General features: G+C 66.9%; 14 protein-coding genes. 4 read left to right on the forward strand and 10 right to left on the reverse strand.

All coding sequences use genetic code 11. The features are described from left to right. Window positions 1-48: 48 nt before the first annotated feature. From AC4BDD_RS13345 to AC4BDD_RS13360, 4 genes are all read right to left on the reverse strand, one after another. Window positions 49-2,118: a PrsW family glutamic-type intramembrane protease gene (locus AC4BDD_RS13345; RefSeq protein WP_490691221.1), complete on the reverse strand. Its 2,070-nt coding sequence runs from the start codon at window positions 2,116-2,118 to the stop codon at window positions 49-51. Window positions 2,119-2,152: 34 nt separating this feature from the next. Beyond that, window positions 2,153-3,445: a serine--tRNA ligase gene (gene serS, locus AC4BDD_RS13350; RefSeq protein ID WP_490691222.1), complete on the reverse strand. Its 1,293-nt coding sequence runs from the start codon at window positions 3,443-3,445 to the stop codon at window positions 2,153-2,155. 120 nt (window positions 3,446-3,565) lie between these two features. Beyond that, entirely contained in the window at window positions 3,566-4,792 is a 1,227-nt protein-coding gene (locus AC4BDD_RS13355) for a damage-control phosphatase ARMT1 family protein (RefSeq protein WP_490691223.1), read from the reverse strand. Window positions 4,793-4,817: 25 nt separating this feature from the next. Further along, on the reverse strand, window positions 4,818-8,345 hold the full coding sequence (locus AC4BDD_RS13360) for an NB-ARC domain-containing protein (RefSeq protein ID WP_490691224.1): 3,528 nt from the start codon (window positions 8,343-8,345) through the stop codon (window positions 4,818-4,820). Between the two features lie 265 nt (window positions 8,346-8,610). Here AC4BDD_RS13360 and AC4BDD_RS13365 point away from each other — a divergent pair, with 265 nt between their 5' ends. The 4 genes from AC4BDD_RS13365 to AC4BDD_RS13380 are packed head-to-tail and all read left to right on the forward strand — an operon-like array spanning window position 8,611 to window position 11,976. After that, a complete protein-coding gene (locus AC4BDD_RS13365) occupies window positions 8,611-8,967 on the forward strand; it encodes a hypothetical protein (RefSeq protein ID WP_490691225.1) in 357 nt (118 codons plus the stop codon). A 5-nt stretch (window positions 8,968-8,972) separates the two neighbouring features. Further along, on the forward strand, window positions 8,973-10,274 hold the full coding sequence (locus AC4BDD_RS13370; protein ID WP_490691226.1) for a radical SAM protein: 1,302 nt from the start codon (window positions 8,973-8,975) through the stop codon (window positions 10,272-10,274). After that, complete coding sequence (locus AC4BDD_RS13375; RefSeq protein ID WP_490691227.1) at window positions 10,271-11,167, forward strand: radical SAM protein; 897 nt, start codon at window positions 10,271-10,273, stop codon at window positions 11,165-11,167. The genes AC4BDD_RS13370 and AC4BDD_RS13375 overlap by 4 nt, the downstream gene beginning before the upstream one ends. Before the next feature lie 17 nt (window positions 11,168-11,184). After that, the gene (locus tag AC4BDD_RS13380) at window positions 11,185-11,976 is read left to right on the forward strand and encodes a hypothetical protein (RefSeq protein WP_490691228.1); all 792 of its coding nucleotides are present in this window, start codon (window positions 11,185-11,187) and stop codon (window positions 11,974-11,976) included. A 77-nt stretch (window positions 11,977-12,053) separates the two neighbouring features. Here AC4BDD_RS13380 and aspS read toward each other — a convergent pair whose 3' ends face one another. The 6 genes from aspS to AC4BDD_RS13410 all read right to left on the reverse strand — a co-directional run bounded on the left by aspS (window position 12,054) and on the right by AC4BDD_RS13410 (window position 20,057). Beyond that, the gene (gene aspS, locus AC4BDD_RS13385) at window positions 12,054-13,376 is read right to left on the reverse strand and encodes an aspartate--tRNA(Asn) ligase (protein WP_490691229.1); all 1,323 of its coding nucleotides are present in this window, start codon (window positions 13,374-13,376) and stop codon (window positions 12,054-12,056) included. A 475-nt stretch (window positions 13,377-13,851) separates the two neighbouring features. Continuing rightward, window positions 13,852-14,601, reverse strand: coding sequence for a phosphoadenosine phosphosulfate reductase (locus AC4BDD_RS13390; protein ID WP_490691230.1), 750 nt, complete (start codon window positions 14,599-14,601; stop codon window positions 13,852-13,854). 256 nt (window positions 14,602-14,857) lie between these two features. Further along, the gene (locus tag AC4BDD_RS13395) at window positions 14,858-15,514 is read right to left on the reverse strand and encodes a hypothetical protein (RefSeq protein ID WP_490691231.1); all 657 of its coding nucleotides are present in this window, start codon (window positions 15,512-15,514) and stop codon (window positions 14,858-14,860) included. Between the two features lie 159 nt (window positions 15,515-15,673). Next, window positions 15,674-16,585, reverse strand: a complete 912-nt coding sequence (locus AC4BDD_RS13400) for a phospholipase D family protein (protein WP_490691232.1) — start codon at window positions 16,583-16,585, stop codon at window positions 15,674-15,676. Further along, complete coding sequence (locus tag AC4BDD_RS13405) at window positions 16,582-18,441, reverse strand: ATP-binding protein (RefSeq protein ID WP_490691233.1); 1,860 nt, start codon at window positions 18,439-18,441, stop codon at window positions 16,582-16,584. Before AC4BDD_RS13405 ends, AC4BDD_RS13400 begins: the two co-directional genes overlap by 4 nt. Further along, on the reverse strand, window positions 18,438-20,057 hold the full coding sequence (locus tag AC4BDD_RS13410; protein ID WP_490691234.1) for a DEAD/DEAH box helicase: 1,620 nt from the start codon (window positions 20,055-20,057) through the stop codon (window positions 18,438-18,440). Before AC4BDD_RS13410 ends, AC4BDD_RS13405 begins: the two co-directional genes overlap by 4 nt. Window positions 20,058-20,193 lie beyond the last annotated feature (136 nt).

The raw sequence follows: 20,193 nt of genomic DNA on the forward strand, positions 1-20,193 counted from the left end.
GGAAACCGGCGCCTGGAATGTAAAGTCAATGTCTGCCGTCCGGGACACTTATCCCGCCCCCTTGGGAATCACTCGCCACGTGTAATTCTTCTTGTCGAGCCACTTGACGATATTTTCTGGTATTGGCTTCTCTGAGATCAGGGAGAATTTCCTCCCGCCTTCCTCGGCTATTCGACGCGCGTCGCCGAGATTCGACTTAAACTTCTCCATGACCTTCGGGTTCTCGTTCGCTAGCTCCCAATACCTCCCGGACTTCGCCTCATACCACACTTCGACACCATCATCTCCCGTGAAAGCCCCATCGAACTCGCGTCCCCCTTGTCTGAACGATCCGCGGCCACCCAGATGCTCCTGCAGGTGGTCCTCGTACTCCTTACCGCGCTTCACCCTGTCTCTTCCGGATGACTGCGCTGGCTTCGTCTGCCCCTCAGACTCCGGACTCCCTCCGTCGCCACCGGATCCCGCGGTCATGAGCACGACGCCCAGGGTGCCGAGGGCGGCGGCGTGGATGGCGGCTTCGATAGTGATGGTGCCGGCTACGGCACGGGTGCCTGCGAGGGCGAGTCCGCCGCCGGGTGGGAAGAGCGCGAGCAGGGAAAGCAGGATGAGGGCGAAGCCGAGGTAGGCGAGGAAGTTGTTGAGCGCCTCCAGCAGGTGGAACTTGCGGAGCAGTGCGTCGTCCGGCCCCAGCCCCTTCTGCTGCATGCGCAGCAGAACCACGGTGCCAGTGGTGAGGCCGCCGAGTGCGGTCCAGATTCGGAAGCGGACGATGGCCTGTGCTTCGGCGAGCGCGATCATGCTTGTCGCTTGCCAGGTGCGCAGCAGTTGGGTGAGCTGCCAGGTGATCCAGAGCAGTCCGGCGATACCGAAGCCCATAAGGATGTAAGGGCCGTTGCCGGTGCTGAGCTGGTCCTGGAGTTCGGCGGCGGCCGGGAAGGAGCCCGCGCCGAGGAGGACCAGGGCCGGGAGCATCAGGACGAAGGAGATCAGGATGCCCCATAGCCGGCGCCGGTTCCGCATGGCGCGGGCGGCTTGGCGCACGGTGCGCAGCCCGATGCCGTGCCAGGCGTGTTGGTGGTCGGTGGCGTCGATCTGTCCGGCCGTCCAGACGACGGTGCGGTGCAGGGATTCGGCGCCAGGGTAGGGAGCACGGCCGACCGCGTAGAGGAGGGCGCGGCGCATACGGGCGAAGCGCAGCGCGATCAGCGTCGACCAGGGCACCCGCCACAGGCCGTACCCGGTCAGTGCCTCCAATCCTGTGCGGCCGGCCCGCTCCGCCTGGAGCAGCACGCCTGGGACCGAGCGCTTGGCCCGGCGTATCTGCCACATGTCGACGGACACCGCGATGGCCAGGCACGCTAGCGGGATGGCCCACAGGATGCCGTCGAGGTCGTCGACCAGCGATTTCGTGTCCCGGTCGGCGGGGTGTTGGGCGGAGTAGTTGGCGAGGATGTGGTGGGCGCAGGCGGCCGCAACAGGGACTAGGCCCACGACTCGTACCCACCTGCGGGCACGTATGAGTACGCCGATCCCCAGAGCCGCCGCAGCGGTGTAGGCCAGGTGGGGGCTGGTGTCGGCGGCCGGGTGGACCTCGCCCAGGTCCAGGGAGCTGGAAGGGGCGGGGAACCAGGACGAGAAGATCTGATCGGGGCCTGGGATGTAGGGCGGGGAAAGGCTGTCGGGGATGATCCATCCGCCGGCCGGATGGTCGAGTGCACGGTCCGCATCCAGGCCGAACCGGACCACCGCCTCCAGCAGACCGAACCCGGCTCCCAGCGCCGCGCCGACCACCACGTAGTCGGTAAGGCCCCACTGACGGCGGATCTTGACGTTCCATGCCGCCAGCAGCAGCGGCGTGACCTTGACCAGTTCCTCGATCACCGGGTCGACCGTGTAGCTGGCCGTATTCACCGCCTTGAGCAGCGCCCCGCCCCTGGGCTGATCAGCGGTGGCCCGCGTGTACGCGTACTCCAGCAGTGCGGTAGCGATTCCACAGCCGTAGACGCCCACCGCGATCGCCAGCAGCACTGTGCCAAACCGCACCGACCGGGTCGGCGACGACAACACCAGCAGCTGCGCCACGCCGTACACGGTCGCGGCCACCATCAATAACGCCACGCGCCCATCCCCCTACGGCCGCCGACTCAATGCGCTATGCCTCCGGGGTTCCGTCCGCCGAGATCCGGCGGAAGCCGAGGTACGGGAAGAGTGACTCTGGCAGAAGGACGGAGCCGTCCTGCTGCTGGCACTGCTCGAGGAGAGCAGCCAGGGTGCGGCCGATGGGCAGGCCGGAGCCGTTGAGGGTGGCGACAAGCTTGGGCTTGCCGTCCGCACCGCGGGTGCGGATGTTCGCGCGGCGGGCCTGGAAGGTGCCGAAGTTGGAGACCGAGGAAATCTCGCGGTATGTGTTCTGGCTCGGAATCCAGACCTCGATGTCGTAGGTGAGCTGGGCGGAGAAGCCCGTGTCACCGGCGGCCAGGGTGACGACCCGATAGGCGAGGCCCAGTTCCTTCAGGCACGCCTCGGCATGGCCGACCATCTTCTCCAGCTCTGCCTCGGCGTCCTCCGGGTCGACGATCCGGACCATCTCGACCTTGGCGAACTGGTGTTGACGGATGAGGCCCCTGGTGTCGCGGCCGTACGACCCGGCTTCGGACCGGAAGCACGGGGTGTGCGCGGTCAGGGCCAGTGGCAGCTCCGCCGGCGGGATGATCTCGTCGGCGTAGAGGTTGGTCAGCGGCACCTCAGCCGTCGGGATCAGGAACAGCTCGCGGTCGGCGACGCCGGTCTTGAACAGGTCCTCCTCGAACTTCGGCAGCTGCCCGGTGCCGGTCATCGTCTTGCGGGTGACCAGGTACGGGACCGCGTACTCGACATACCCGTGCCGACGGGTGTGGAGGTCGAGGAAGAACGTGGCCAGGGCACGCTCCAGGGCTGCTCCAGCGCCGCGCGAAACTGCGAACCGGGGGCCGGACAGCTTCGTCGCCCGGGCGAAGTCGAGGGTGCCGGTGGCCTCACCGAGGTCCACGTGATCCTTCGGCTCGAAGGAGAACGCGGGCGGAGTGCCCACGCGCCGGACCTCGACCGCGAACTCCTCGGAGTCACCGTCCGGTGCCGCGTCGTCGGGCAGGTTCGGGATGCTGAGGAGGAGGTCACGGAGCTGCTCCTGGACCTGCTCCTGCTCGGCTTCGATGTCCCGGATCTGGTCCTTCAGCTCGCGGGCGCGCTCCTTCAGTTTGGAGATATCGCCGCCCTGCTTGGCCGTCTGCTGGACCTCGCTCGCCACCCGCTTGGACTCTGCCCGCAGTTCGTCGGCTGAGCGGATGCTCTGGTTGCGCCGGGACTGGAGGTCCTCCAGCACGGACAGGTCCAGAGAGTAACCGCGACGAGCGAGCCGACGAACCGCTTCGGCACCCATGTCAATCAGGGCGCGGGCATCATGCATGAGGAAGATCCTTCTTATCCAGCGAGTGGGATACGGAATCGACCGTAGCAACGGCCGAGCGCTCGCCGATCCGGAATATCTCCGTGTCCCCGCGGTCGGCCGATCTTGGCTCAGATGCCATTACGGTCGAGCTTGAATCAGAGCGTGGGTCCCGCTGGTGCGCCACGCCTGACCGGACTGCTCAAGGGCGCTCAGCATCTGCTCGTCCAGCCCGACGATGACGTCGGACTTCAGGGTGCGGAGTGCCGCGACGGGTCCGGGGAAGTAGGCCGTGAGGTCCGTGAACGGCGTCGTCGCATCCCATAGCCGATCACCGACCAGACGGCGGTAGTTGAGGTCGCCCTTCAGGATCGTCAATGTGGCAGCCTCGAACTCCTTCCGTAGATCCTCGGGCATTGCCTCGTACGGCAGCGGCGCGCAGAAGAACGGGTGGGTGCGCACCTCCAGTTGCCCGGTTGCCATTGCCTCCCAGAGGCGCTTGCCGATCTCGCCTGCCTGGCCGGGCCCCTGGACGAGCCGTCGGAGACAGTCGATGACGTCCGCGGTCGTCGCGTCGGAGACGTAGTACGGGTAGGGCTTCACGTGGAGTACGACGCGGTTCGCACGGCCGCGTTCCAAGAGGTGGTCGATGAGGATCAGGTCGGGGATCAATTCCCTCCCCGCGTTGTCCGCCACCACTGCGACGGTGGTGGGCGCTCCCACGGGGAGCAGCGACCACAACGAGGTGCTGTCGTCGGCGACCAGGCTCGCACCGGTATCGGCGTGTTCCGGATCCCCCGCCGTCACGCGGAAGCCGAGGTCGGCCCGATTGCCCCAGAGCGAAGCGTGCAGCAGGGCCGCGGCCCGTTCCTCGTCACGCAGGTCGACGAGTGCGTCGAGGGCCTGGAGCTCCTCGTCCACTGCCGCGCTGAGCAGCTCGGCCTGCTTGAAGGGCGCGAAGGGATCCACTCCCCGCCATGGCCCCTCGCCGAAGTAGCCGATGGCCGCGAGGAGCTTGCGGTAGAAGTAGCTTTCGGCCCAGAGGAACGGGGCATCGAACCACGATCGTCCGAAGTGTTCACGCCCCCACGCCGCCCAGACCTCGTGGTCCTGGTCCGTGGCGTCGAGAGGTTCGACGACCCCCTTGGTGATCTCCTCCAGCAGAGCGTCGAGCGCCTGGCGCTGTCGCGGCCCGTACGGGAAGGCGTCGCGGACCTGCTGGACCAGAGCTGGATGGCGCTTTTCCAGGACACTCCAGGCGAACGTGCCGGGTTCATTGCTCACGATCACAGGGGCGCTGAGCTCGGACATCTGGCCGGGGCTTCGGCTCGCCCGGTCGTCTGAGGCGCGGGGGGTCTTGGCTGTCATGGTGTCTGAGCCCTTCGCGTGTCGGTCATGTGTCCTTGATGTTCAGCGCCACTACGCCTGCCGCGCTGCCGACCAGCACTTCACCGGTTCGGCTGTCGAAGGTCGCGCAGTGCAGAGAGGCGTCCACCCTGACCTCGGCGATCTGCCGTTGATCGCCGAGCGACCACAGGCGTACGGTCCCGTCTGCCGCGGCCGAGACCAGACGGTCTTCATCGCTGGTGAAGCCGACCATGAGGATGCGCCCCGTATGGCCGGAGAGCTGCGCGGTGAACCTGTCGGTCCCGAGGTCTCGTACGGAAATGTCCCCGGTGCCTGCCCCGACAGCGGCCCGGTTGCCCATCCCGTCCACGGTGACCGCACGAGCCCACCCGCTGGGACAGGTGAACCGGCCCCTGAACTCTCCGGTAGGGGCATGCCACACGCGTACGGAGCCGTCGCCACCGCAGGCCGCTAGAAGGTCTCCGCTGTCGTCAAACGCGATCGACCGCAATCGCCCGGCGTGCACGTCCTGGCTCCACAGCAGTGACCCGCTGGGGAGATCCCAGCATCGGATGTGCCCGTCGCCGGTGCTCGCGGCAAGGCGGGGCACAGATCGGGCCATGGCGGCCGCCCACGTCCGTGTGACGTCCTGGTTCAGCGTGAGGTCCCAGGCCGTGTCGACCAGTGACCAGACTCTGACCGTTCCATCACCGCACGCCGCCGCCACATGATCGGTGCCGCCCGCCAGAGACCATACGCGCCCGTAGCCCGCGGAGAGCCTGCGGCGGAGCACCGAGGTCGACGCGTCGAGGAGCCCTACGTTGCCGGCGCCGTCACCGACTACGGCGATACGCCCATCGGCCGCGAACTGCGTGGACCACACCGTGTTCGACCCGCGGCCCAGCGTTTCGAGCTTGCCCCTCCCTGTGTTCCAGACGCGGACACCGCCGTCCTCGCAGCCTGCGATCACTTTGCCATCGTCCGTACGGGCGGCCGAGCGCACCCAGTCGACACCGGGCGGCAGTTGGGTCTCGCCGGCTGGGCCCTCTGCCGAGAACGCCTGGATCCTCGGTTCTTCGGTAGCGGCGATGACGACGTCGGCGCGCGGGGATAGGGCGACGGCGCGTACGCGTGACTTGAGGTCGGCAATCCGGCGGATGGCTGCAAGCTGCCCGCCGACCGTGTTCCAGACGAGGACGGAGCGATCTCCGGAGCCGGAGGCCAGCAGAGAGGAGTCCGGGGCGAAGGCCACGGTACGCACCCAGTCCCGGTGCGCCGCGCGTTCATCCAGGAGGCGGCCAGTGTTGAGGTCGAAGAGGCGGACGAACTCGTCCTCGCCAACCGCGGCCACGGCTGAGTCGGTCTCTCCACCGATCGCCACGGACCACACCGGAGTCCCGGCCGTATGCATCTTGCGCATCAGCACGAGTCGGTCCGTGTCCCATGCGCACACGGCTCCGTCCTCGGCTCCCGAGACGAGGACGGAGCCAGAGGAGGAGAAGACCAGGCCACGGATACGACGGCTGTGACCCGTCAGCACACCGAGAGGGTCACCGGTATCAGTCCGCCAGAGCCGGATCACCGCATCGTCTCCCGCCGACGCGACGGTGAGTCCGTCCGGGGACAGCACGGTGGCGAATACCCAGCCGGTGTGGGCCTGATGTGCTCGTAGGAGCTGACCGGTGTCCAGGTCCCACAGCCGGACCACTCCGTCTTCCCCGCCCGAGACCGCGAGGTTGCGCACCGCGGAGACGCTGACGACGGCGCCTACGTGCCCGGACGCCACGGACTCCGACGCGGCGTCTTCAGGCGGCAGCAGCCACTTCGCCTCAAGCACGGGCCCGGATCCGGTGACGTGATCAAGAGCCTGGGCCGAAGCGGGCAGCGGCGATCGGCGTAGCACGATGGAGAGCGTCGAAGCGACGTCCGCCGGCTTCTCCAGACCGCTCAGGAGATACCCGGCGCCGGCCATTATGCGCGCGGTCTTCCAGACCTGGTGCTGTGGATGAGTGTCCTCATGCCTCCGGGGCAGGGTGTCCAGCACGGCGCCGTCCGCTGTCAGCGCTTGGTGACCGACTCGGCTGACCTTACGCAAGACGTACGAGGGGGACGCCAGGAGGCTGACCAGCTCAGCGTCGAGATCAGCTTCACGCAGGTGATAGGGGAGATGCCGCCACAAGTAGGTGTGGGCGTCACCCAGCGTCTCCCAACCGCCATCCGTGGTCTGTCGGTACGCCTCGACCAAGGATCGGTGGAGCGCAGCCCAGCGATCCCCGACCAGGTGGCGCAGGCAGGAGCGAAACACGTCGTGCAGCACGACGGCATCCCGATCGGCAAGGTAAGCGCTGACAAGGGAGCGGTCCGACAGAACCCGACAGAACTGCCGTACGACGTGGGGAGACCAGCCGTGAGCGGTGTGCCACCAGTGGGCGAGCACAGACACGGGGATGGGTGCTGCTGGTGGAAAGATCGCAAGGGAGAGGTATCTGTCACGGAGGCCCGAAATCCCGCCGATCGAGACGTTCTCGTCGAGGCTGCGCAGGCTGGATGCGAGGGCTTGCCCGATCGCGTTCTTCCGCTGGTCCGAGTCCCATACGTCGAAAGCCTGGGGACCATACGTACGGATCGCCTTGGTCGCCTCCACGGCGACGCGCTCGGCCGGCGCGCCAGCAACCACATCCTGCGAGACATTCGCCCCCACGATCGCCGCCAACAGCGGCCAGCCACCGCACACGTCGGCGAGTCGAGCGGCTTCGTGATGCCTCAGGGCTCCGACATTACGGGTGAGCAGTTCGCTGATCTCGCTCGACGTCATGGGGCCCAGCCGTACGACACGAGCAGCGGTGGGGCACACGCGGACGTTCCGCGTGGTGACGAGCCGCACGCAGTCTTCCCCGCCCAGTAGGAAGGGCCCGAGATCGGCGGCGGACCAGACATTGTCGATCACCAGGAGAGCTTGGCGCCCTTGGAGTAGGCGTGCCAAGTGGAAGCCGGCCTGTTCCGGATCCGTCAGCGCTGGGCGACTGCCGTCCAGGTGGACGCAGAGGTCGGAGATCAGCTCGACGACTCTGGCCGCCGTGCACCCTTCGCCGGTTTCCACCCACAAGATCTCGGAGAAGGATTCCCGAATCCGGGGATCGTGGCAGACCTGGGTCGCCAGCGTCGTCTTCCCGAAGCCTCCGGGGCCGCAGACTGCCACAGTGGCGATGCCGTCAGCCGCCGACGCCTCTCGCAGAACGGCGACGAGCCCCTCGAAATCGTCTGACCTGTGCACCAAGCCGGGCTCCGGAACGGGTATCGGGAGGTGGTTGTCCGGTGCGACCGCGGGAGCGGGTATCGGAGCACCAACGGATCCCCAGAAACGCTGCTGGACATCCGCGTCACTCCGCTCCAGGGCCGTGTCCAGTAACGCCTGAGAGTCCGGTGCCAGGACGATCTCCTTGCCCCGGGCCTCCCAATTGGACACCGTCCGATCGCTGACGCCGAGGTAGGCGGCGAAGCGGCGCACGCTCTGACGCGTCGCCTGCCGTAGTGCTCGCGCCTCTTCGCCTGTCCAGCGCTGCACCGTGCCCACCGAAGCTCCTTCGACTGACCTCAACGACGGTAACAGCGTAGGACGCGCTGACCAGCGACGTACGGCCTTCGCTGCGACGGGAGTTCAGCACCAGTTCGACGGTCCGGCCTCCAGACCGGCGTGAGCCGGCACAAGCGCGACCGTGTCCCCGTGTCGGCGGTGGTGCTACACGGGTGCGGCGCTACGACAGCCCGCTGACCAGCGCGCCCCGGCAGTCTGCTGACCGCGGAGCACAAAGGCTCCGGAACCGACGGAGAGGTAGGACATGCCGACACCACGTCGCAGCAAGAATGATCACCTCATCTACGCGGATGTCGTGGACTCCAAGAGCAAGGCCGGCGTCTGGATGGGAGAGCGTGCCTCCTTCCAGGACCGGCAGCGCCAGATCATGGAGGCCGTGAAGGACGGACTGGACTGGGTTCCGGTCGAGGGAGCGATCATGGCGATCAGCACCGAGCCCGCGGGGATCGCCGTCATCGCCCCGAACCCGAGCCTGCCCGGCGTCATCGTCCTGGCGGACGGCGGCTCCCCCGCCGCCACGGCCGATCTGCAGGCCCGCTACGAGGAAGTCGTCCGCAAGTCCATGGCGGACCTCGGTATCGCCGCAGAGGGAGCGGCCTGATCATCATGGCCGCCTCCCGCCTTCTGTGGGGGAAGTACGTTCAGTACGACCGGGAGAGGGAGTCCGTACTCCTCGACCCGGTCGGGCTGGACAGCGTGTACCTCAACCGCGGAGAGGTCGCCGACCTCTCCGCGGTTCCCCCGACCGCGACCCACGACGCTCTCACCGAGCTTGGCTTCACGCCGGAGACCCCGCTCGTCGACCGGCGCGAAGCACTCCACCGCCGACTGCGAGACCTCGACCTCGACCCGACACCGTGCCGGATCAGCGGCCTGCGCGTGGTGCTCACTGACCGGTGCAACATGGCCTGCGACTACTGCTTCGTCAAGACCAACTCCGGTAAGCCAGACATGACGCACGAGGAGCTCGCCGAGGGGCTCGCCTACCTCTTCGAGCAGAATGCCGGCCAGGAGGAAGTCTCCATCCAGTGGTTCGGCGGCGAGCCAACCATCCGCTTCGACCTCATGCGCTACGGCGACGAGCTCGCCGACCATCTCGCGTCCCGACACCGGATACAGCGCATCCGTCGAACCGTCGTCACCAACGGTGCCCGCCTGACCGACGAGATGCTGGACCACTTCCTGCGCTACCAGTACGGGATCGGCATCTCCATCGACGGTCCCCCAGCGGTCAACTCCGTCAACCGCAAGTTGCTGGGTGGTCAGCCAGCCGACGACCGCATTCGCACCAATGTGCGCCGCCTACTGGGGGCCGACGGCCTTTACGTCGGCTGCAACCTCACACCCACCGCTGCCAACATCGGGCGTCTCGGCGAGACCGTGTCGTGGATCATCGACGAGCTGGGGCTGAAGTTCATCTACGCCAATACCCCCATCCCCTCGCGCGGACGCTGGGTTGTGAAGGGAAGGGATCTCGCCCGCGAGCTGCACGAAGCCCGGCTGGTCGCCCTGAGCAAGGGCGGCATGCTCTTCTCCGTACTCGACCGCGCCTTCCAGGCGCTGGACACCCGCCGCCCCATGCTCTTCGACCACATGCAGGGCGACCGCAGCCTCAACGCGGCCCTGCTCCCGGGCCACCAGGTCAGCCTTTGCGACATCAACTTCACCGAACCCAGCTTCCTCCACACCCTCAACGAACTGCGCTACCACCCCGAAATCCTGAGCACGATCGCCAAGCAGGTCGCGCCGTACGACGCCTGCGTTGACTGCCCCGCGCTGGCGATCTGCGGTGGCCCGTCTCGGAACGAGCAGGCCCTGGTCGGCGCGGAGGCACCCGATCCGGAGATGTGCGCCTTCTACACCAGCACCGTCGAGATTGCCGCTTGGGACAGCACGGGGGTGCAGTGAGTACCGAAACCGTGCCCGAGCGCGCCACACCGACGGACCCTCCCTTCCGCACGGCGCTCATCAGTACGGCCGGCCACTGCGCGGTCGCGTGTGGCTTCTGCTTCCGCACCGACCGCGCTCACGGGTTCCTCCGCGTCGACACCTTCACTCGGGCACTCTCCCGTCTGAAGGAAATCGGCGTCGACGGCATATGCCTGACCGGTGGAGAACCCACGCACCACCGCAAGCTGCGCCAGCTCGTCCGGCTCGCCCACCAGTTCGGCGTATCTGTGTCGGTGGTGACCTCGGCCCGCACGAAGCCCGAGGTCGGTCGTCTCAGCGAGATCTCGCATCTGCTAACAAACGTCACTCTCTCGGCTGACTCCGTCAACGCGATGAGACTCGGGCGCACGACACGCTCGGTGGCATCCGGGGTCTCGGTCCTGTCGGGGATCGAGACCCCAGTCAAGGTGCTCCACCTCACGTACTGGCAGGTCACGGCGGACGAGTGCCGCGAAATCCACCAGCTGCTGAGCGACGCGGACATCGACATCCAGCTGAGCCCTGTGACCCTCGACGAGAAGGCCCGCGACCGCGTAGGGCTATCGCTCAACGACTACGTCCAGCAGCAACGAGCCGATGCCGACCTCCTCGGCCGCTACGTCCGTCTCAGCCCGCGGTTCCAGGAGCACCTCGTTGCTCTGCGCGCCATGCAGCTCTATCCGGAGCGGCAGCGCCCGTGCCGATCCGCTGCTCTGTACGTGTCCGCGAGCGGCGAGCTACGGCGGTGCCCGTACAGCCGGTCCGGAATCTCCGTTCACGCACCACGCGGCGACATCGGCCGCTTCCTAGCCCGCGGCACGCAGGACTGGACCACACCGGACTGCGCGGCTATCTGTCGTGCGGACCCCTGACCCTTGCGAGGCCCCCAGTGTCGACCGCCGTTACCATCACCGCCCCCGACGAATTCACTGAGCGATGGAGAACACCGCCGAACTTCCGGCTCGCCAGCGACCTCGCCCCGATCGGATTCGAGTTCCCCGCGGCCGTCGACGTCCTGGACGCCATCCGGCAGGACGACGAAGCCCGCTTCACGATCCTGGGGGACGACGACTGGGTCATCCGTATGGACCGCACGGCTACCTTCCGCGATGCTCCCGCCAGCGAGATCGCCACATGGCCCTTCCGTCTCGTGCACTTCAACCTCAGCCGCTTCTACGTCGGGCTGCTGCACGGCTTCCAGGAACAGGTCATGATCCCCTGGCGGACGTTCCTCTCGTCCCTGGGATTCACGTGGCAGCGGTGCGCGCCCATCCTCTTCATCTCAACCGCCGGCTGCTCCTCCACGTACCACAACGACAACTCACACGGCCTGGTGTGGCAGGTGGAAGGCACCAAGACCTTCCACAGCTACCGGGACCCGGACCGCGTCCTGCCGGCCGAAGCGGCGGTCATCGGAGAGACGACCGCCGAGGAGCCGCCGCCACACGACCCCGCTGACCGCCTGTCCGTACGCATGGAACCGGGCGACCTGCTGTGGAGCCACGCCCTTACGCCGCACTGGGTCGCAGCCGAATCACCCCTGGCCATGAGCGTCACCATCTCCCACGGCGGCCTCTGCCACCAGGGCCGCTACGCGGAACGGGAGCTTGCCCTGCGCCGCTACTGGGACGACCACCCCGATGAGGCGTGGCTGCGGGACCTCCGCACCACCCGCTACTGATCCCGTCAGACCTGGGCTGTGCCAACGACGAACCCGTTGGCACAGCCCAGGCACGTCAGCCGCTGGGCGGCCTGGCCCTACGGCGTGAGCCGGTTCGGTCCGCGGAACAGGAACGTGGCCTCGCGGATCGACTCCAGGCCCAGCATCACCATCAGCACCCGCCCGAGCCCCATGCCCAGCCCACCGTGCGGCGGGCACCCGTACCGGAACGCGTTCAGATAGTCCCGCATCGGCTCGGTGCTCATCTCCTTCTCCGCGGCCTGCCTGAGCAGCACGTCGTAGCGGTGCTCGCGCTGGGCGCCGGTAGTGATCTCCAGCCCCCGCCACAGCAGGTCGAAGCTGAGGGTCACGTCCGGCTGGTCCGCGGGCCGCATGTGGTAGAAGGGCCGGATGCTCGTCGGGTAGTGGGTCACGAACACGAACTCGTGCCCGGTCTGCTCCTTCATGTGCGCGGCGATGCCCCGCTCACCCTCCGGGTCGAGGTCCTCCTTGACGCCTACCGGGTCCCAGCCCTTGGCCCGCAGGATCTCCTGCGCCTCGGCCATGGTGACGCGCGGGAACGGCGTCCGCGGCACCACCACCTCCACCCCGAAGTGCTCCTGGATCGCCTCTCCGTACGTCTCGGCGACCTTCGCGATGGCGTGCGCGAGCATCCGCTCCTCGAAGACCATCACGTCCTCGACGTCGGCGATCCACGCCAGCTCCACGTCGACACCGGTGAACTCGGTCGCGTGCCGCGAGGTGAACGAGGGCTCGGCACGGAATACCGGCCCGATCTCGAAGACCCGGTCGATGCCGGCGGCGATCGCCATCTGCTTGTAGAACTGCGGCGACTGGGCCAGATAGGCGGAGCGACCGAAGTAGCCGAGCTTGAAGACCTCGGCACCGGACTCCGAAGCGGTGCCCATCAGCTTCGGGGTGTGCATCTCGGTGCAGCCCTCGGCGTACGCGTACTCGCGCATCCCCTGCTCCAGCGTGGTCTGCACCGCGAACAGCAGCTGGGCAGTGGGCCGCCGGCGCACATCCAGGAAGCGCCAGTCCAGGCGCTGCTCCAGCCCTGTCTGCTCGTCGATCGGCAGCGGGGTCTCAGCCCGGTTCAGGACCTCGACCGACTCCGGGACGATCTCCAGGCCGCCAAGCTTGACCACCGGGTTCTCGACCACCCGGCCGACAATCCGTACGGCGGACTCGGTGGTGAGGTGCTCAAGCTGTTCCTCCAGCTCGTCGCCTTCTCCGCCACGCTTGTGCGTCACCTGCGCCATTCCCGTGTGGTCCCGCACGAGGACGAACTGCATCTTGCGCTGCAGGCGGAGCGTGGTTACCCAGCCTGAGATCGAAACGGTCTGGCCGATGTGTTCTCGCAGGTCAGCGACCAGTACACGGGTCGTCGGGTGGATCATCGCAGCCCTCCAAGGGCGTCGTCATGATCCCTTGGGAGCGTGGGCGAGAAGGGTACTCGCGGTGCCACCACGCCTTTGCCGCCGCCAACCAGCGGCGACCTCATTCAGGCCCGGTCACGGGGGCCAACCGGCGGGGCATTGGGCTAAAGCCGTTCCTCCCCGCGCTCGGGAGGGTCTTCACCCAGGGTGCGAGACTGCCTTCCCAGCTACCGGCAGCTCTCTCGGCTCGCGTGATCCTGTGGCTAGTCGTCTCCGTCAACGCGTTCCCATGAGAATAGGGCGGCGTCCACTGGCGCAGCAATGGAAAACACGATCTTGCCGGGACCGCCCGAACGATTGCTGGGCAATACGGGTGAGACCTCGGCCCGGCCCCCCGCTCGGGAGCCCTGAGCGGGGGGCCGGGCCCGGGCCCTACCTCGGCACTACAAGACCACCGTTCCCCACGGCGCAACCCAGTCCGTGTTGCTGTGGTAGCTCAAGTCATGCACCAGCCGGAGTCGCAGGTGCCGTCCGGCTCATCCGCCGGGTCCGTCTCCGCGGCCATGGGGATGGCGGTGGCGAGTGGGCGTCCGTAGCGAGTGAGATACACCGGATCGCGTCCAAGCACCTCTCGGCGCTGGTTGATCGTGTCTTCCAAGGCGGCGGCCTGCGAGAAGAGATCGGGTTCATCACGCCGCAGCTGACGCCACCCTGCCACGGTCTTGAAGGGACAGAAGAAGCAGGCGCTCTTGGGAGGGATGGGCAGTCCGGCGTCCGCGATGAGCCTCTCGCAGTCGGCTCGGCGCAGCCCCAAATCCAGAAGGGGGTACGCGATGCGTTCGTACGGCTCCGCCCGACGCCGGTTGGCTCGATAGATCTCGTCTACGGAGATACCTATGCCGACCGTGGCCGGAGCCTGGGCGGTGGCGCCCTGTTCCCGCAGCCACCGTCCGATCACCTTGATCTTGAACTCGGCGGTGCAGGAGCGGCGTCCGGGGGCGCCGTTAGCCATCCGCACAGGGATGGGAACGGATCGGCTATCGGGGCGCTTGAGCTGCTGCATGAGCGTCTCGGAGGAGCCGTCGCGTCGACGGCGAGCAAGTTGCATGAGTTCCAGCCCATGGCGCATCGCGAACGGGGTGGCGACTTCCCGCAGGTAGGTGAGGGTAGCCGGATGCTCGCTGTCGTCCCCGACATTGGCGAAGAGGAAGGTCCGGTAGGGAAGACGTTCCTGTGCGGCGAGCACGAGGAGGGCGGTCGACTGGACTCCGCCTCCATACGAGATGACCCTCATTCCATCCCCCGGTTCCTCTGGTGCTCGGCAGCCAACCGACTCCCGGTGGTGGACATTCCATGACTCGTCTGCGGGGATCTGCATGCGAGAGACATTATTGATGTAGCTTGGCTGAATCAAGTATTCATCTCATCAATGCGTGGAGGGCCCTACGATGGGAGGTGTTACAGCCGGGAACGGGCGGGGCGCTTCGGCGCCTACCGGTAGCTCACTGCCCTCTGCGCGTAGCGCGGATGACTACCGCGAGGTCCTCGGACAAGAGGGCCTCAAGGAACGCCACGGCCTCGGCACGTTCCTCGTGGGTGAACGTCCTGCCTGGCGGGAGCGGCTTGCGGGCAGCGCGTGGCCTCTTGTCGCCTACGCGCCGGCCACGTGGCTGCTGCTCCGGGCGCTCGCCCGACAGAAGTCGCTGCACGTACTGGTCATCGACGGAGCGCTCCCGCGAACGTGCATCCGCCAGGATGGTGTCCAGCAGCCACAGCGGCGATCTCGACAAGATGAGGTCGGCCGGGGCGATCTGCCCTCTGTTGCGCCATCGTGCGATGGTCTGGTCGTCTCGTCCGAGGACGAGGGCGGCCTCCTTGATACCGACGATGGGCGCCAGCTGATCGCGAGACTTGACGTCATAGCCCTGCGGGATGCTGTGCTGGAAAGCCGCGAGGCGTTCGGCCGTCATCACCCGGTTGCCCACTCCGCGGAGTTGCAGCACCGTAGCCAACAGCCAGTAGGGATTCCCGGAGGCGATCAGATCTGGCTCAGGCAGGGTCCCGTCGGTGCGCCACTTCTGCGATGTTTGCCTTTCAACGCCGAAGAGGGCGGCGATCTCGGCATGACCGAGCAGATACGGCACGCGTACCGCTGCCATGCCCTCTACCTTTTCCGTCGTCGCAGTGACTGCCTCCGCCGCGCTGTGCAGAGCTGCCCCAAGATATCGCGCGCGGACGCTCTGACGGGGGAGCCGTCCCTGCCGCGTGGCAGGGACAGCGCAGGTGGCTCCTGTCGCGCACCCTGTCGTCTCTGGCCGTTAGATGATCCGCTTCCCCTGCCTGATCTCCCACGGTCCGGTCGGCACGAAGTGGACCTCGTCGAAGTACCGCAGCCACTCGGCGATGGTCTCGACGGCGCGCTGGGCCTGCTCCTCAGTACAGGCGCCGCTCGCGACCAGCTCGCCCTTCGCGTCATCCATGCTCAGACGGCCGGCCGCGCTGAGCTTGCTCAGCCCTGGCAGCTGATGGAGGCGGACGCGAACGCTGGCCGCGAATTCCTGCTCGGAGAAGCCGGGCGAGACGTCGAGTTCGGCGAGATCACGGAGTGCACCGGCGAGTACGTCCGTGCCGATGTTGCGGTGCCGCCCGCAGTACACCCGGTACAGACGCTCTGGGCGCCGTGTTTCGGGCAGCCAGCGGGCAGCCAGAGCCTGCTGCCCGGGGATCACGATTCTGGGAGCCTCCTCATCGCCCTGGAAGAGCTCGGCCTGCTCGCGCAGCTGCCGGGCTAGCTCGAGCGTTGCTGGCACCGCGCTGCGTTCGATGGCGTCGAGTACTCGCTGCACTTCCGGGTGGCTCGCCTCCGCCTCCAGGAGCAGCTCGATATTGGCCTCTGGGACGAGGCCGGTCGCCTTGCCAGTGAGGTTGGCCGAGCCGACAAGGCAGCGGGTGTCGGCGACGTACAGCTTGGCGTGCAGGTTATGGCAAAGCCGTACACGGGCACGCCCGTCGTCGACAGCGAGTTGCATGATCTCGGGATCGGAAACGCCTGCGGCGACCTCTGCGACTGACCACCGGGTCACGCAGCTGATGTCAGTGACGCTGGCTGGGATGACCTCGAGCACCTTCTGAAACAGGTTCTTCTTGATGAAGGGGGCTATGAGGACAACGCGTTGTCTCGCATCCCGCAGAAGCTGCTCGAGCTGCTGCCAGACGTGATCGTTTGTCACTCGTCATCCTCGTCATCAGGTGCGAGGAACTCGCGGGCGATCCGGCCCCAGTCCTGCCGCATCTGCTTGGCTCGAGCGCGGGGCTTGTCAGGCTGCTCGTCTTCATAGCGGGCCCACGACAGCAGCAAGAGTTTGAACGCCTCGGCGGCGGCGACGAGGCGTTCAGCGAGCTCTTCTCGGCTGGCACCGTCGAGGTCCTGGTCGAGCACGGCGACAAGGTCGTTGTAGGCCGGATGGTCCATATTGAGTGCGACCTGCAGCATGCCCGGGATGAACTCGACGTTGAAGAACGCGGGAGAGTCGGGATTCCTGCTGGTGAGAAGCTGGATGTGGCGGTTGTTGGCCTTCGTCTCCGCGATGATGCGCTCGGCGTCTGCCGGGCTGTATTTGTGGATCTTGACGAGGCTTTCGAACTGCTGCTGCTGGCTTTCCTCCTCGGTCGTCTCCTTCGCGAGCACGTCGGTGAGACTGGGCTGGGTCTCCTCCCTCCGACGCTGCAGAGCGTGCTCGGCCTTGGCCTCGACCTCTTCGTGCCGCTTCCGGTTGGACCTCGTACCGCGGGTCTGATCGGTCAGGTGGGTGCGCAGGTTACCGAGCAGCTTCTCGCGGATGTAGTAGACGATCTCGATCAAGGGCAGGCGACGATCGCCCTCTTCGCGGAGTTGGTCGCGGAACTCTTCGAACGAGAGCCCTGCCGCCTCCTCTTTCCAGTTGAAGCTGGAAAGGCTGGAGAAGATCGTGGCAGCCTGTTTGTTGTTCGTGACGCCAAACACTTCGTCGAGCTGGGGTGGGAAGTCGATCTCGATACCCCACCACCGCTCGACTGGATCGTAAGAATTGGTCCAGCCCGTGTCGAGGTCGAGCTCGCGGTCGGCCCGAATGAGCGAGATCCCCAAGTTCTTGGCTGCGTGCTTGCCCCAGGGCGTGTCACCAGGGTTGTGGGTCGCAGACACCTCCGGAGGCCATTCCTCTCCAGAGATGTCGGGCCGCCGGGCGGCGTCGACAGCGATGGATGCCCTCACAAAGACGGGGTACTCCGCGCCGTCCAAGCCCTTGACCATGAACCGCTCGACCCCGATCTCGCCGACGTTGCCACCTCCATGGGGGCGGAACATTGGCTTGGTGTCGAACGGAAACGGCGTGGAACTCGGCGCAGTGAGGTAGAGAGGATCGTTGGGGCGAGCATCGCGTTCTCCGTCGAGTGGAAACCATCCCCGGACGGGCACGAGTCGGATGCGGGTTCCCTTGGCGATCAGACGCCGGTAGATCCGGCCGATCAGGCTCTCTGTATTGGCGAGCGTGGCCTCTGCGCCGCGCCACTGCACACGCTCAAGCTGCGTCCACTGCACCAGGGTGCCCGTGGGGCCGAGAGCGTGCGACAGGCGGTGCCACTCCTCCGGGATCGGTTCGGGCTTGGGCTCGGGCACCTCTTCGAGGCCCGCACGCAATTCAGCGAGGTCCAAGTAGGTGCGCAGCGCGTTGTCGGGCCCGTTGGTCCAGGACCAGACATCCACTCGATCGCACTGCGAGATACTGGAGTTGGGAAGGCCGACGCCAAAGCGCCCTATCCCCTTGCGGTGCTGCCGCGTCCCGGCGCCGAAACGCAGGGACTGCCTAAGCGTCTCGCCGTCCATCCCGTGGCCATTGTCGATGACGGCGATCGTTTCCACACGGTGTCGGGCGCGCTCGGACGGCCGATGCGTCCCCTCAACGACGAGCAGCTCTACGAGGTCGGCGCCGGCCTCAATGCCGTTGTCGATCAGCTCAGCGATGGCGTGTGCGGTCGACTTGTAGCCGCTGTCCTGCAGAGCCTTGACCGTGAGGTCGGAAGTGACGATCGAGTACTTGGATGTCATCGGGCCTTCCATACGTCTTCCCAGTTCGTGAACGCCTCCGCCACGTCACCGAAGCCGGGCAGCTCCGGGTCGACGACGGTGACCACTTCGCAGGTGGCGGTGCCGCCTGCCTTTGGCCCGCGGATGACACGGCCGACCATCTGGCTGTAGAGCACAAGGGAACGGGTCGGCCGAGCAATGACCGCGGCGCTTGCAGCCGGCGCGTCGAAGCCGGTCGTCAGCACGCCGAAATTGGACAGGACCATTGGCCGGGTGCCCGGCCCTTTGAATCGATTGATCACCCGATCCCGGTGACGGGTAGACGACTCGGCCGTCACTTGGTCGGCGTCGATCCCGAGCATGGACAAGATGGCTGTGATCAGCCGGCTGTGCTCCACAGAGGCAGCGAACAGCAGGACACGCCGATGCTTCACAGTGAGGTCGAGGACCGTGCGGACGACCTGTAGGTTCCACTGCACGCTCTCGGTAAGCCGATCAATAAGCGCGTCCGGGATGTCGAACGACGCCGCGAGGCCCCTCCGGTCCTGAGCGCTGAGCTTCAAGCCGGACTCGGCCGCGACGGTGCGGAAGGTCGGCCGCGCCAAGTAGCCCTGCTCGATGAGAGCGGTGACCGGATTCTCGTACCCGTCGATCTCCAGCATGATCTTCTGGCGCGCGAAGAGATCCGCGAGCCTCTCATCCTCAGAGATGTCGGCCCATGTGCGACCAGGCGTGGCAGTGAGCCCCAGAAAACTGGCGTCACTCCGAAGCGTCAGCGCATCGAGGACTTTGCGGTACGTGGGGGCGATCGCTTGATGCGTCTCGTCGAAAACGGTCAGGGTCGTCCGCAGGGCCAGACGATCTAGAAAGGTCTGGTCGGCTTTGGCCACCGAGCCGGCCTTGTCCAGTCCGAGGACGACGATGCCGTCGGTGATGCCGTCGAGCTCTGTGGGCGCGTCGCCCCACATCCGCGCGACTGTGACATCCCGATCGCCGAGGACCGCCCAGGCCCGCTCGAACTCCAACGCTGCCTGCTCCAGGAGCTCACGACCTCGGGCCAGCCACACCACCACCGTGGGCTCGTGGTGCCGCAGGTGGTCGCAGACCAGGTTCATGGCAGTCCGGGTCTTGCCGCCTCCGGTAGGCAGGTGAAGCACGGTCCGTCGCTCCCCGGAGTACAGCAGACGGCGCACCTTGCTCGCCGCGGTCCGCTGGTATGGGAACAGCCCGTAGGCCGGCTCCACACGCCGGAGCGCAGAGACGGGGACCTCGGGCGCGCGGTCGACCACCAGGCCGAGGAATCCGAGCAAGATCCGGCGGTGCTCCGGAGACCAGGGCAGGTGCGCTAGAAACGTCGATGCCAGCGTGTTGTCCGCGTGCCCGAGCCGGCCAGCGAGTTCCTCCTGTTTGCTCGCCGGTAGCAGCTGAAGCAGCAGTGCGCGTTCCTCGGGATCGGCCACGAGCCGCTCGACGGAGACCGCCGAGGCAGCCACCGCGCGAAGAGTCTCGCTTTCTGCCTTGCTACCCTGAAGCAGATCCAGCAGCTCGCAGACATGCTCGCCCACCAAACGGCGCACGTATGCGAGCGGGGCCGCGGTGAGGACGGCCCGGAACGCTATGCCCGGGGAGCCGATCACGCCGCCCCCTCCCGCACGCTCCGCCGCGAGAGGCCCTCCCCCTGAGCGAACTGCAACCGTTCCCCCCCCTCCTCCGGATACCGCCCTGCGCGACTTCACCCACACATGTGGTGACGGCCGAGTCAACCCTAGACCG

Source organism: Streptomyces sp. JLBT605, assembly GCF_058215555.1.

What these genes read in the sequence shown, in the direction of transcription:
- serS (WP_490691222.1), bottom strand. Translation starts at nt 3,445, where the DNA reads ATGCATGATGCCCGCGCCCTGATTGACATGGGTGCCGAAGCGGTTCGT.
- AC4BDD_RS13370 (WP_490691226.1), top strand. Translation starts at nt 8,973, where the DNA reads ATGGCCGCCTCCCGCCTTCTGTGGGGGAAGTACGTTCAGTACGACCGG.
- AC4BDD_RS13355 (WP_490691223.1), bottom strand. Translation starts at nt 4,792, where the DNA reads ATGACAGCCAAGACCCCCCGCGCCTCAGACGACCGGGCGAGCCGAAGC.
- AC4BDD_RS13405 (WP_490691233.1), bottom strand. Translation starts at nt 18,441, where the DNA reads ATGACATCCAAGTACTCGATCGTCACTTCCGACCTCACGGTCAAGGCT.
- AC4BDD_RS13395 (WP_490691231.1), bottom strand. Translation starts at nt 15,514, where the DNA reads ATGGCAGCGGTACGCGTGCCGTATCTGCTCGGTCATGCCGAGATCGCC.
- aspS (WP_490691229.1), bottom strand. Translation starts at nt 13,376, where the DNA reads ATGATCCACCCGACGACCCGTGTACTGGTCGCTGACCTGCGAGAACAC.
- AC4BDD_RS13365 (WP_490691225.1), top strand. Translation starts at nt 8,611, where the DNA reads ATGCCGACACCACGTCGCAGCAAGAATGATCACCTCATCTACGCGGAT.